The following is a 13,474-nucleotide window of genomic DNA, read 5'->3' on the forward strand; positions in this document are numbered from 1 at the left end:
GGCAGTATGAGCAAACTTGTAAATTTAGTCCCATCCGGGGTCGTAGTTGGTGAAGATGTTACACGCATATTTGCGGATGCCCGCAATAAAGGTTATGCCTTACCTGCGGTAAATGTCATAGGTACGGATCCGATTAACGCAACACTTGCTGCGGCAAGCCAAGCGCAGTCGCCTGTTATTATTCAATTGTCCTACGGGGGCGCGTGTTTTTTTGCTGGCAGTGGCGTACGAACCGCCAGCACTGAGCTCGCCGTTATGGGGGCTGTGGCAGCTGCACATTATATTCATGCGGTGGCGCAAAGTTATGGAGTTCCTGTGATATTGCACACTGATCATGCAGACAAAGCTCGGTTGGATTGGATAGATGGCTTGTTAGAAGCCGGCGCTCAACATTACTTTAATACTGGGAAACCACTATTTAGCTCACATATGATTGATCTGTCAGCTGAGCAATTGACCGAAAATATCGAAACCTGTGCCAAGTATTTAACACATATGACAAAACTTAATATGACACTCGAAATCGAGCTCGGTTGTACGGGCGGGGAAGAAGACGGTATTGATAACAGTCATATGGATGCTTCTGCACTATATACTCAGCCTAATGATGTTGCTTATGCCTTTGAGGTATTAAACCCAATAAGTTCGAACTTTATTGTTGCCGCTTCGTTTGGCAATGTTCACGGAGTTTATAAACCTGGGAATGTAGTGCTGACACCAAAAATACTGCGAGACTCACAGCGGTTTGTTGCTCAGAAGTTTAACCTAGGCCTAAATCCCCTTAATTTTGTTTTTCATGGTGGTTCGGGTACTGAGCCTGAATTGATTGCGGAATCACTTAATTATGGGGTAGTGAAAATGAATATCGACACCGACACTCAGTGGGCATCCTGGTGTGGCGTTTTGGGCTATTACAATCAATATCAGGGGTACCTACAAAGTCAAATAGGTAATCCTGAGGGCATTGATAAACCCAACAAAAAATATTACGACCCAAGGGTTTGGCTGAAACATGCTCAAGTCTCAATGACACAAAGATTGGCTCAGTGTTTTGAAGACCTCAATTGCATTGGACGTTATGCCAAATGAAAAGACTAACGGCGGTTTTAAAACGAGATAACGTTGAGTCAGAACTTATCATCGTGATCAGGACAATCCTTGCAGCGTCAAAAGAAATTGCATTTCGAGTGAGCCAAGGTGCGCTCGGTAATGTTCTAGGTTCAACATTAAGCGAAAATGTACAGGGTGAAATCCAAAAAAAACTGGATGTTATCGCAAACGACTTGCTTAAAACCATGTTGTTAGATGAATCATCAGTGATGGCTATTGCGTCAGAGGAAGAAGACTATACGGTAGTAGGTAATAAAGAAGGTAAATACCTCATTGCCTTTGATCCATTAGATGGCTCCTCCAATATTGACGTAAATGGCCAAATAGGAACCATATTTACGATTTATGCTGCACGCTCAGAGGTGCCAGCGGATGATGAAGCCCAGTTCTTTCAACATGGGAGTGCTCAACTGTGCGCAGGCTATATTTTGTATGGTGCGGCAACAATGTTGGTGATGACAACCGGTGGACCGACAAGGGGTTATACGTTAGACCTCACTCATGGTGGCTATTTGCTAACAACTGAGCAATTAGAGATCCCAAAGATAAGTAACGAGTTTTCTGCAAATCTTGCAAACTATCGATACTGGGATCAATTGACTAAACGTTACTTTGATCAACAATTAGAAGGTTCAAAAGCGGCAGCTAGATCGGATGCCGAATATATTGCCGACCTTAGTGTTGAAAAAATGGCTGATACAAAAGCTGAAAAAATTACAAACAATGACAATGTTCCTAGCATGCGATGGAACGCGGCTATGGTGGGCGATGTACATCGAATATTATATCGAGGTGGCATTTTTCTTTATCCAGCTGACAGCAGAACGAATATGGAGAGGGGGAAAATACGATTGTTGTACGAGGCTAATCCACTTGGGTTGCTAGTTTCAAATGCAGGTGGCAGTGCGTTTAGTGAAGGCAAAAGTGTGCTTAACATTTTACCTACATCGCTCCACCAAAGAGTGCCGATAACGATGGGCAGTATTAAATCAGTAGAATTTTTTGAAAATACTGTCAAGCCTGAACTATAAATTGCGTAATAATGTGATTGGCAGGCACTCGTAAGGGAAAATGGAATAAATAAAATAGCAGGTTTGCAGAAACTTGCTGACTTTTTCTGCGATTATTTGCAACCTGTTTTGATCATTGTTACCTGCGGTTTATTGTCAACGTCTAATTCGTATTCAACAAAACATTCACCGTCTTCTAAATCATCTTCTCCAAAACCGATACGGGCAACCGTATCGTTTTCAAATGTCACTAAACCTGCAATTTCCATAGTGCGTTCGGCGCCGTTAATTGTGATCGACGATTTTAGTCCTAAGGTCATGAGGTCAAAAAAGTACTTGTTAGGCGTTGTCGCTTCACTTTTGACTTCGGGGTATCCGCCGCTAAATGTATATTCGCCAACTTCGTCGAGGTCAATGGTTTGTGTTCCTCGAGTTTTATTTTTAACCTGAGCAAAGCCGTAATTCATTTCAATGGTCGCTTGGATTTGGCCAAAAAGTTGTTCAATAACATTTTCCCTAGCGTCGTCTGTTGCGTTGATAAATTTTGGCAACGCGACTACGGCTAAAATGCCAAGTAAAACAATGACAATGATCAATTCTATTAACGTAAAACCGCGAATTTTATTCATAGTGTTCCGATTGTTTACCTTTAAACTATGCGTTCGCTATATTCCGAAAAATCCACTGTGTGATCCTGTGGTTCTTCAAATAAAGGGCTTTCGACAACAAAGTCTGCAGTCGCTAAATTACAGGCCACGACACAGTTGTACATAGTGGATAGACGTAATAAGGCTTTAATATCGACGTCGTGCGGTTGTGGTGTCATCGGATCAGTAAAGAAAAATAAGATGTCTAACTTACCCTCAGCAATCATCGCACCTAACTGTTGGTCGCCGCCAAGTGGGCCACTTTTTAACGGTGTCAGATTTAGCAATGGCGCATTTTCTTTGATTAAACGACCCGTTGTACCGGTTGCAAATAATGTGTGTTTTTGCAGTTTATCTGAGTGTTTTTTTGCCCACTCAATAATGGCTGGTTTCTTTTTATCATGAGCGACAAGTGCAATTCTTTTTATCATAGAGTCGTGAACCGAAGGTCTAAATTAATAAGTGTTATTCACTATACCGTTGATTGTTCAACTGTGTCTATCAGGTTTCGTTTGGAACCTTATATTGTTTTTACCAAAAACATTATCATTCTCAGTAAATTCCGTTGTATCGAAAAGGAATCAATTGGAACAAATTATTTCTGTACATTTTTATTGTGATGTTTAAAATGAATGAGAATTATTCGCAATTAGATAGAAGTGCTTAAAAACATGAAAAAATTGGTCGCTATTTTCCTAGGGTTAACTTGTTTAACAGCTGTTGCTAAAGACAGTGGATCAAATGATAAAACGGTAAATGTTTATTCGTTTCGACAGTCATTTTTAATTGAACCTTTGTTGCAGCAGTTTACCGATCAAACGGGCATTAAAACTAAAGTGGTGTTTGCTAAAAGCGGCTTAATTGAACGTATTAAGCGCGAAGGGAAATACAGTCCTGCGGATGTTGTTCTAACATCTAATTTTAGTAAATTATTGCAATTAAAAGACGAAGGATTAACTCAATCATTTCAGTCAGCTGAAATAGATCAGTCGGTACCTGCACATTTTCGTGATGAAAATGGCCATTGGGTTGCATTAACAAAACGTGTTCGCAACATATATGCATCTAAAGCCAAAATTGCTAATCCGTCTAATCTAACTTATGAAGATTTAGGTTCAGCAGACTTCGATGGTAAAATTTGTACACGTAGTGGCAAACATCCATACAATATTGGTTTGATTTCGTCGTTTATCGCACATAAAGGTGAAGCAGCTACGGAACAATGGCTACGCGGTGTTAAAGCCAATCTAGCTCGTAAACCACAGGGTAATGACCGTGCTCAAGTAAAAGCAATTAAAGAAGGGCTTTGTGATGTATCGTTAGGCAACAGTTATTATTTTGGTAAAATGCTAACGAATGAAGACCAAAAACCTTGGGCCGAAGCGGTCAATATTGTGTTTCCAAATCAAAACGATCGTGGCGTAAACATTAATGTTTCGGGTGCAGTTGTTGCAAAGTTTGCTCCGCATAGTGAAAATGCCAAATTGTTAATTGCATTTTTAGCGTCAGAGAAAGCACAACAAGCTTATGCGTCGTTAAATATGGAATACCCAGTTAACCCAAATGTTGAACCATCTGAACTTGTGGCGAGCTGGGGTAAATTTAAAGAAGATACATTGCCATTAACTCAAATTGCACAGTACCGCCAAGCGGCTTTGCGTTTAGTTGATAAGGTAAAATTTGATCTGTAGGGCACACATTGTCATTAGGAATATCAGGTAGTGAGGCCGTTGCGGAAACGTTGCCTCAGCCACAAAAAATAACAGAACATGCAAAAGGCAGCCGATTGGCTGCCTTAGTCGTTTCTATTTTCAGAACACTCTCTAAAGTTCATTTAGGTGGGTTGCTTCTCGCTGTTTTATTATCAACGCCTTTGTTCGCTTTGTTTTACGAGGCCATTGTTGGTGAAGGTGAAAGTTTTGAGTATATAAAGCAAACTGTTCTAGGCGACTATATTGTAAATACTTTAATATTGGTGTTTTCAGTAGGTTTTTTAGCCCTGTTAATAGGTGTGCCCTTAGCTTGGTTAATGTCTGTTTGTGAATTTAAAGGCAAATCGTTTTTTAAATGGGCGCTTGTTTTGCCCTTAGCTATGCCAGCTTATTTAGTGGCTTATACCTATACTGATTTGCTCGACTACGCGGGACCAATTCAAATAGCGTTAAGAAGTTGGTTCGGCTGGCAATCACCAAATGACTATTGGTTTTTTGATATCCGCAGTATTGAAGGCGCGTCACTGATGCTGGCTTTAGTGCTGTACCCTTATATTTATTTAATGGTTCGTGCTAGTTTTTTGGAACAAAATGCCGCGTTAACTCATGCCGCTAGAACGCTGGGACAATCGCCACTCCGCTGCTTCTTTAAAGTTTCTTTACCAGTAGCCCGAAATGCCATTATCGCTAGTGTTGCTCTGGTAATGATGGAAAGTATGGCGGATTTTGCAACAGTTCATTATTTTGCGGTAAGTACATTAACTACAGCCGTTTATGACACTTGGTTAGGGCATTATGATTTAGGCTCGGCGGCAAAGTTGTCGTCAATTATGGTGCTCGGTATGTTTATGCTTTTGTACGTTGAACGACTACAGAACGGTAAAAAACAAACCGGCGCAGATGCTAAGGTTAGTCAACAAAAGTTAATGTATCAGCTTTCAACTAAACAGAGCATTATAGCCTTTTGTTTTTGCAGTCTAATTTTAATCATCGCATTTGTTGTTCCCGCCGCGGTCCTAGTTGGGTATGCACTCGATTACTATGCAGAATCCTGGTCAACGGGGATCATGACTTATGCGTTTAATAGTATTTTGATTGCTGCGATTGCCGCGATCGCCGCGCTTGCTTTGTCGGTAGTATTAAACTTTATTTTACGTTGTCGCCCATATCCGGCTCAAAAGTTTAGTTTAAAACTTGCGAGCACAGGTTATGCAATTCCAGGTACGGTTATGGCGATAGGTGTGCTTATTCCATTGAGCTTTTTAGATACGAGCATCAATGAAATTGCGGAGTCGTTCGGAATGCAGGGGCCAGGTTTATTGTTAAGTGGCTCTATTATCGCCATTATACTTGCTCATTTGGTTCGATTTGTTGCTATCGCAAATAAAAGCGTAGAAGCCAGTTACATGAAAATTAGCCCGTCACTAGACATGGTGTCTAAAACAATGGGGCAAGGTGGTGTGAAATTATTATCGAAAGTTCATCTGCCGCTAATTCGTAAAAGCGCATTAGTTGCGTCATTGTTGATCTTCGTTGAAAGTATGAAAGAGCTGCCAGCAGCGCTATTGCTTAGGCCATTTGATTTTCAAACTCTACCAACCTATGTCTATCAATTTGCGAGTGACGAGCAGCTTGAAATAGCTGCTTTAGGGGCCATTTTAATTGTCCTTGTTGGACTCGTTCCGTTAATTTTATTAAATCGTTCTATCGACTCTCATTAGCAAAATGGTTTTGAGTTAACACGTAGTTGGAAATGTCATGTCAGTTTTAAACATTCAAAATCTCGAAGTAAGTTACCAGAACCAACCTGTCATTAAAAAATTGAACCTGCAAATTGAGCCAGGTGAAATCGTGGCATTATTTGGTCCTTCAGGCGGCGGCAAGAGTACCGTTCTTAAAGCCGTTGCAGGACTGCTTGAAGACGTTTCAGGGACGGTAAATATTGGCGATACATTAGTACTAAGTGACAAACTCAACTTGCCAACGGAAAAGCGCAATGTCGGTCTGATATTTCAAGACTACGCGTTGTTTCCGCATTTAACCGTTGAAGAAAATGTTGCGTTTGGGTTAGGTCATTTACCTAAAGAAAAACGCTTAGAGCGCGTAACAGAAATGCTGGCGCTTATTAAATTATCCTCAAGCCGCGGTAAATACCCACATCAGCTGTCAGGTGGACAGCAACAAAGAATCGCCATCGTTCGAGCGCTTGCCTGTAAACCAAATATTTTGTTGTTCGATGAAGCATTTTCCAACATCGACCCGCAGTTTCGGTTCGAGTTGATTGCCGATATTAGAACCTTGCTTAAAGACCAAAATACCTCCGCGCTTTTTGTTACACATAACCAAGATGAAGCTTTTGCTTTTTGTGATCGTATTGCGGTATTAAACGAAGGACAAATAGAACAAATAGATACAGCCGAACGTTTATTTAACTATCCTAAAACACGGTTTGTCGCAGAGTTTTTAGGGGAAGGGCTATGGCTTAGAACGCAAGTAGCGTCTGCGCATAGGTTATCGTCAGAACTTGGCGAAATAGCTTATTGCGGTGAATCATCAATAGAATCTATGGTTGGACAATATGTTGATATCTACCTGCGACCACATCATTTACGTTTAGAATTTAGCCTAGATTCAAAAATAAAAGTAACGAAAGAACGATTTGTTGGCCAGTACTTTGAGTCGACTATCGAATGGTTTGGGCAGTCTATTAAAGTCCGAACTGTGTATTCTTTTCTCGATAAAACCGTAAAAATCAAGGTGGATACAAACGTATCTGCGGTCTTTTTAGAACACCCTAGTGCCCCTTAAAAACGCATAAATTTCTAATCCTATTCCTGCACCAAATTGACATTGCTAAACGCCCCATATTGGGGCGTTTTTTGTTATCTAGTTAATGAAAAAACCAAAAACCTCTTTTATATCAATCATTTAAACTTGTGGCACTGATCTTTCTTAATACAATGCGATAAAATAATAAACAAAAATATAAAGGAAACAACAATGAAACTGGTCACTGCCATAATCAAGCCATTTAAACTTGATGATGTACGCGAAGCCATCAGTGAAGTAGGCGTAGAAGGTCTTACTGTTACTGAAGTTAAAGGTTTCGGTCGTCAGAAGGGTCACACTGAATTATACCGCGGCGCGGAATATCAAGTCGACTTCTTACCTAAAGTTAAATTAGAAATCGCAACTTCAGACGAAAACGCTGAGCGTTTAGTTGAAGTTATCGCAGAAGCTGCCAACACCGGAAAAATTGGTGACGGTAAAATATTTGTATCAGAGTTAGTTCAAGCGGTACGTATTCGTACTGGTGAAACTGACGGCGAAGCGATTTAAGGAGTCGGATCATGGAACAAAATATATTTCACTTACAATATGCTATGGACACATTCTATTTCTTAGTTTGTGGTGCTTTAGTCATGTGGATGGCTGCTGGTTTCTCAATGTTAGAAGCTGGTTTGGTTCGTTCGAAAAACACAACAGAAATTTTAACAAAGAACGTTGCGCTATTTGCAATCTCTTGCATCATGTATTTAGTTTGCGGTTACGCAATCATGTATGACGGCGGTATCTTCTTATCGGGTATCGAAAGCGTTGACGTTGATGCGACATTAGGCGAATTTGCTGCACGTGAAGACGGTTTTGTTGGTGGCTCTATCTACTCTGGTGCTTCTGACTTCTTCTTCCAAGTTGTGTTTGTTGCAACTGCTATGTCAATCGTATCTGGTGCGGTTGCAGAGCGTATGAAACTTTGGGCATTCTTAGCATTCGCAGTTGTAATGACTGGTTTCATCTACCCAATGGAAGGTTCATGGACTTGGGGTGGACAAGAAGTATTTGGTCTTTACTCTCTGACTATGGTTGACTTCGCAGGTTCTGGTATCGTTCATATGGCCGGTGCAGCTGCTGCTCTTTCAGGTGTATTATTACTAGGCGCTCGTAAAGGTAAATACACTAAAGAAGGTAAAGTTAACGCAATCCCAGGTGCGAACATGCCAATGGCAACATTAGGTACATTCATCTTGTGGATGGGTTGGTTTGGCTTTAACGGTGGTTCAGTTCTTAAACTTGGCGATATCGGTAGTGCAAACTCTGTTGCGGTTGTTTTCTTAAACACTAATGCCGCGGCTGCTGGTGGTGCGATTGCTGCTCTAGTTCTAGCTGCTATCTTATTCAAGAAAGCTGACCTTACAATGGCACTTAACGGCGCGTTGGCTGGTCTAGTAACAATTACTGCTGAGCCTTCAACTCCTACACCATTACAAGCAACATTGTTTGGTGCTTTAGGCGGTATCTTAGTTGTTATCTCAATCACGTCGTTAGACAAAGTTAAGATTGATGATCCAGTTGGTGCGATTTCTGTTCACGGTGTTGTTGGTCTACTAGGTCTTCTATTAGTTCCAATTACAAATGGCGACGCAACTCTAGGTGGTCAAATCATCGGTGCAGCAACTATCTTCGGATGGGTATTCGTAACTAGCTTCATCGTTTGGTTCGCACTTAAAGCTGTGATGGGCATCCGTGTTACTGAAGAGCAAGAATACGAAGGTGTTGACCGCTCTGAATGTGGTATCGAAGCTTACCCTGAGTTCGTTGGTTCTTCGAAGTAACATTTGAAACTACACAAACTAAGATTTAATAAAGGAATGAAAAATAGGAACTAAATGGATTTAGGTAACATGGAAGTTACAGTTCCTAGCGGCGATATAAACAGAGTCGCATAGTAAATCTTTATCAAAGCCCACTCATTGAGTGGGCTTTTTTGAATCTAGCCCTCACCATATTTGAGCTCTAAGTGGAGTTTCATGCTGATTAGAAACGGGATATAACACCCTGTTTGATATCTCCAAATGTTCAACACTAATTTAATTATTGACCCACCGTCACTTTAATTGACTGGTTTACAACATGTTTTTTAGTATCTCAAATTGGGATATTGGGAAATTATTAATTTTATATTTGACACAAATAAAGACTTAGAAAAAACCGTTGGGCATTCTAGTTTCAGGAAAGCGCTGGCATTTCAATTTGATTAGTCCCAAATTTGCTGGCGCTTTCCTACCATTAACAGAGTCCCTTACTGGCAACACAACTGTAAATAACCGTTTGTCAGCAATGAAAAGAGTAATTCAAACAGCACTTGCTATTTAGCCGGCCTATTTGAGTAACTGCTACCAAAACCTATAATATCTACAAATGAGCCAATATTAGTTATTTCGTTTTATTTTATGCATTTTATGTAACAAGTGAGTACTTGCTAGTGTTTTAGTTATGACGTTGTTTAATCCGTAATCTTTAATCACAACAAACAAAGTGAACCAAGCTAAGAGCTTTGCAAAATCAGCTGCGAGTGGATAGCCCCCATCATGTTGAAATAAACTTAAGCCTGCCGCGAATAGTAAGGTCAGCAGGAGCAAATGAATAACGAGGTTAAATCCAATAGTGAATCGCTGACATATCGTCACAGCTAAAACGGTAGAAATGAGGCCTAGTGCAGACCCGATTAAAATGTCAATTGGCCAATGAGCGCCGACAAGTACCCGACTTAGAGAGATTGTCATACCAAATAACAATAGCCAAAGCTGTGTTTGTTTTCGGCTCGAAAAGTACATCAAGGTAGCGACAAAAACAAATATGGTTAACGAGTGGCCTGACGGAAAGCTACCGAGATAAACCGGCTTTCCAATAATATAAAACTCAGTTGACGCTAGTACAGATGCGGGCCGCAACATAGCAAAGTAGTCTTTCATTCCATGGCTTATCATCATGCCAATTATGGCGGCAACAAATACAACCCACAAAGTTGCTGGGTTCTTACGTGCAAAAAATAGCATCAAAGCCAATGCGACGGTGGAATCTCCTAAAAAGGTTATTATTTGCAACAAACTTTCAGGTAAATACCCAGACACATTATTGATGGTTTGAAACCCTGTATGGTAGCCATTTGACGCAAATAAAATGGCGGAGATGGCAATAAAGGCTAATGCAGTATGGAGCAACGACAGTAACTTTTTCGATTGAAAATTGAGAATGAACAAGCGCTTTGCAACGGCAAGTTCCTGACGTAATTGGGCAAATTTCAGATTAGAAATAATTTGTTGAAATAACGAGGTCATGATTAATTCTTATCGCCGAGTGGCATTAGTTGTCGGGACTTAAATGTGGAAAACAGAGTTGTCGGTACGGCTGATGTCGACATCCTAAAAGCTGACTGAGCAAAGTTAATATCAACTAAAACAATACCGCCTTGCTTAAAAACAACCTGAAGCTCAGCGACAGGAGTTAAATCGGCTATGGCGAGTTTAAGCTCGGCAATTTTGTCTATTTTAGTAAACACCCGATCGCCAATTTGTGGTGAGCGAGTCGGAGTGACTTGCTCTCGATAAACACTAAAACTCGGCATTCTTATTTGATACGCAATTATGGGTTTGTTTTGAGGGTTTTTATGTAACGCAGCGTTATAAACTGGAAGTTGCTGCAAACCGGCAATAGCTTCGATCAGTAGGGTGAAAACAAAAATAGATTGAATAACACCAACATAGATGGTTCGATTTGCCATCGAATCTTTAATTAAAAACGTTAAAGATAATGCGAGGCCAAGCAAAATACCGCTGCATACTAAATATCGAACATTAAAAAACTGGTCGTACTGTTTTAGCAGCGCCATGTCGTAAGACAAATTGTCAGTGACAAAATACGGAAACAGTAGCGGCAATATCGCACATATAAAAATAAATATTAGAGGGAACGCCAATCCCGCTATGTGACGTAACAGCTCGGTACGATGGTGAGCGATAATTAAAACAATCCCTGGCAAACCATACAACACATAATGGGGAAGCTGAGTTTTTGACAGCGAAACAAGGGTCAAAACGACTAAAAACCAGATCAGCAAAAATTGTTCTAATGGCTTTTTCCAGTACGTTTTAATTCGATATATTAACGCAAACAGGGCGCTGGAAAACGGCAATAAAATAACAGGCAACAAGATAAAATAGTAATATAGTTGGCCGCCATGCTGTTCTTTGGTTTGGCTAAATCGATTGAGGTTGTGCTCAAAAATAAAACCATGGAAAAAGCCCAGTCCTTGCTCTTGATAAACCATAATTAACCAAGGACTCACCACAACTAGCAATACGATCCAACCCAATGGATTAACCAAAGCACGAAAAAATAAAGTCAATTTTCCCTGTAAGGCAAAAGCTATTACACCAGTTAACAAGGGAATGAGTGCCGCGACAGGGCCTTTTGTTAATAATCCTAACGCCATCCAAAAATAAACAGAAAGTAATAAAATACGACTAGGGTTTTGGCTAAATCGCCACATATTAAATAGGGTAAGTGACACAAAAAGATTTAGCCAAGCGTCAGCTGTGCCTGCTCTTGCAATGATCATTACCCACAATATTAAACTCATCGCGGCGACAAAATAGCGTGCACTCGATTCATCCCATTGCTCTTTTGCAAAGCGATATCCAGCCAGCAGCCATAAAGAACCTGCCAAAGCTGAAGGCAATCTAACGGCCCATTCATTTAAGCCAAAGATGGATATTGATATCGCCTGCATCCAGTAACTGAATATTGGTTTATCGTACCGTGGTTGTCCGTCTAAATACGTCGCAGAAAAATTGCTTGTTACCAGCATTTCCCGTGTTGCTTCGGCAAACGCGCCTTCATCAAGGTCAAATAACGGCACCCCACCAAGGTTGAGAAAAAACGCAATAAATACCACGAGTAGCAAAAATATCGGGTTTTGAACGAGGTCACATTTAACTTTGAACATAATTAACATGTGCCTGTTTTTACTTCATTTGAGCTGTTCGTCGATGTATCGAGTTGGCTGTGGCTCGGTGCTGACCAGCATGCATCGGCCGGCACGACTACTGAGTTTCTAATGCTGTACCCTTTAGTATTGGTCGATTGGAATAAAACGCGAGACATGATTTCGGCTAATACGCCTGTTGTTAACATCTGTAGCGCTGCTATTAAGAAGAGGATCCCGATGAAAAACATTGGGCGACCGCCGATGTCTTCGCCTAATATAAATTTTAGACCGGCGAGATAACTCATGATTAGCCCACCAATGGTAAGCAATGTCAGGCCTACATAGCCAAAAAAGTGACCGGGACGTGCTGCAAATTTAATAAAAAATGACACGGATAATAGGTCGAGTAGTACTCTAAATGTTCGAGATAACCCATATTTTGATTCACCAAATTGACGACTATGATGAGTCACTTGAGTTTCCCCAATGCGCGAAGGTTTTGTCACCGACGCAACCCAGGCCGGAATAAAACGATGCATTTCGCCAAATAATCTAATCTGTTTAATCACACCCGCACGATAGACTTTAAGGCTACAGCCATAATCTTTGAGTTTAACGCCGGTGATCTTAGCGATAAGTTTATTGGCTATTTTTGAAGGTAGTTTTCGCAGTAACCAATTGTCTTTTCTGGCTTTACGCCAGCCTTGCAACATATCTAAATTACGTTCTTGTAACTCACTTACCATGCGCGGAATATCAGCAGGATCGTTTTGAAGGTCGCCATCCATGGTTACGATGATGTCGCCACGAGCCACGTCGATACCCGCTTGCATAGCAGCGGTTTGGCCAAAATTTCGTTGCAATTCCACTATTCTAAAATGTTCACCAAACTGCTTATTTGCGCTGTGTAATTCACTGAGTGTTGCATCTGGGCTGCCATCGTCGACGCAAATAACTTCCCAGTTAAACTGTGTTGGGCCCAGTGCATTTTGGATCCGAGTAAATAGGGGATGGATGTTGTCCTGCTCTTTATACAATGGCACAACAAGCGACAGGTTTATTTTAGGTGTTGGAGACACATATGAACTCGAGTTCGAGCGTGTCGTTGGTTGAGCATTGGTGGCATGAGAGGTCATGTTAATTCCGTTGACTGCTGTTATTTGCAACAAATCTATGAAATTAACGTGACATTAAGTTGAACGGGAAGTTAACAACAGTTGAACCTCA

At 40.8% G+C, this 13,474-nt stretch carries 12 protein-coding genes; 7 read left to right on the forward strand and 5 right to left on the reverse strand.

The window, feature by feature from the left end; genetic code table 11:
* The first annotated feature begins 6 nt into the window (after positions 1–6).
* Together fbaA and Q4575_RS07090 are read left to right on the forward strand one after the other, a co-directional pair.
* Positions 7–1,089: a class II fructose-bisphosphate aldolase gene (gene fbaA / locus Q4575_RS07085; RefSeq protein ID WP_303521908.1), complete on the forward strand. Its 1,083-nt coding sequence runs from the start codon at positions 7–9 to the stop codon at positions 1,087–1,089.
* Positions 1,086–2,141 carry a class 1 fructose-1,6-bisphosphatase gene (locus Q4575_RS07090; protein ID WP_215963913.1) on the forward strand — a complete coding sequence of 352 codons (1,056 nt, stop codon included), beginning with the start codon at positions 1,086–1,088 and terminating at the stop codon, positions 2,139–2,141. Before fbaA ends, Q4575_RS07090 begins: the two co-directional genes overlap by 4 nt.
* A gap of 92 nt (positions 2,142–2,233) precedes the next feature.
* Here the strand turns inward: Q4575_RS07090 and Q4575_RS07095 are convergent, their stop codons facing one another.
* On the reverse strand, positions 2,234–2,749 hold the full coding sequence (locus Q4575_RS07095; RefSeq protein ID WP_215963912.1) for a type II secretion system protein: 516 nt from the start codon (positions 2,747–2,749) through the stop codon (positions 2,234–2,236).
* 20 nt (positions 2,750–2,769) lie between these two features.
* Positions 2,770–3,198 carry a methylglyoxal synthase gene (locus Q4575_RS07100; protein WP_303521911.1) on the reverse strand — a complete coding sequence of 143 codons (429 nt, stop codon included), beginning with the start codon at positions 3,196–3,198 and terminating at the stop codon, positions 2,770–2,772.
* A 240-nt stretch (positions 3,199–3,438) separates the two neighbouring features.
* Between Q4575_RS07100 and Q4575_RS07105 the strand changes: the two genes are divergently transcribed.
* The 5 genes from Q4575_RS07105 to Q4575_RS07125 all read left to right on the forward strand — a co-directional run bounded on the left by Q4575_RS07105 (position 3,439) and on the right by Q4575_RS07125 (position 9,092).
* Positions 3,439–4,458: an extracellular solute-binding protein gene (locus tag Q4575_RS07105; RefSeq protein WP_215963910.1), complete on the forward strand. Its 1,020-nt coding sequence runs from the start codon at positions 3,439–3,441 to the stop codon at positions 4,456–4,458.
* A gap of 116 nt (positions 4,459–4,574) precedes the next feature.
* Positions 4,575–6,200: an iron ABC transporter permease gene (locus Q4575_RS07110; RefSeq protein ID WP_303522201.1), complete on the forward strand. Its 1,626-nt coding sequence runs from the start codon at positions 4,575–4,577 to the stop codon at positions 6,198–6,200.
* A gap of 37 nt (positions 6,201–6,237) precedes the next feature.
* Entirely contained in the window at positions 6,238–7,287 is a 1,050-nt protein-coding gene (locus tag Q4575_RS07115; protein ID WP_303521914.1) for an ABC transporter ATP-binding protein, read from the forward strand.
* Positions 7,288–7,479: 192 nt separating this feature from the next.
* Positions 7,480–7,818, forward strand: coding sequence for a P-II family nitrogen regulator (gene glnK / locus Q4575_RS07120; RefSeq protein WP_215963908.1), 339 nt, complete (start codon positions 7,480–7,482; stop codon positions 7,816–7,818).
* Positions 7,819–7,829: 11 nt separating this feature from the next.
* Positions 7,830–9,092 carry an ammonium transporter gene (locus Q4575_RS07125; protein ID WP_215963907.1) on the forward strand — a complete coding sequence of 421 codons (1,263 nt, stop codon included), beginning with the start codon at positions 7,830–7,832 and terminating at the stop codon, positions 9,090–9,092.
* Between the two features lie 597 nt (positions 9,093–9,689).
* On the opposite strand, the gene Q4575_RS07130 is transcribed toward Q4575_RS07125, so the two are convergent.
* Genes Q4575_RS07130 through Q4575_RS07140 form a run of 3 tightly spaced genes read right to left on the reverse strand, consistent with a single transcriptional unit; the run spans position 9,690 to position 13,383 of the window.
* Positions 9,690–10,598 carry a phosphatase PAP2 family protein gene (locus Q4575_RS07130; protein WP_303521916.1) on the reverse strand — a complete coding sequence of 303 codons (909 nt, stop codon included), beginning with the start codon at positions 10,596–10,598 and terminating at the stop codon, positions 9,690–9,692.
* 2 nt (positions 10,599–10,600) lie between these two features.
* Positions 10,601–12,265, reverse strand: coding sequence for a glycosyltransferase family 39 protein (locus tag Q4575_RS07135; RefSeq protein WP_303521918.1), 1,665 nt, complete (start codon positions 12,263–12,265; stop codon positions 10,601–10,603).
* Positions 12,266–12,267: 2 nt separating this feature from the next.
* Positions 12,268–13,383, reverse strand: a complete 1,116-nt coding sequence (locus tag Q4575_RS07140) for a glycosyltransferase family 2 protein (RefSeq protein WP_303521920.1) — start codon at positions 13,381–13,383, stop codon at positions 12,268–12,270.
* Positions 13,384–13,474: the final 91 nt, after the last annotated feature.

The sequence above is a fragment of the Psychrosphaera sp. 1_MG-2023 genome, from assembly GCF_030548245.1.
In the GTDB taxonomy this organism is placed as follows: domain Bacteria; phylum Pseudomonadota; class Gammaproteobacteria; order Enterobacterales; family Alteromonadaceae; genus Psychrosphaera; species Psychrosphaera algicola.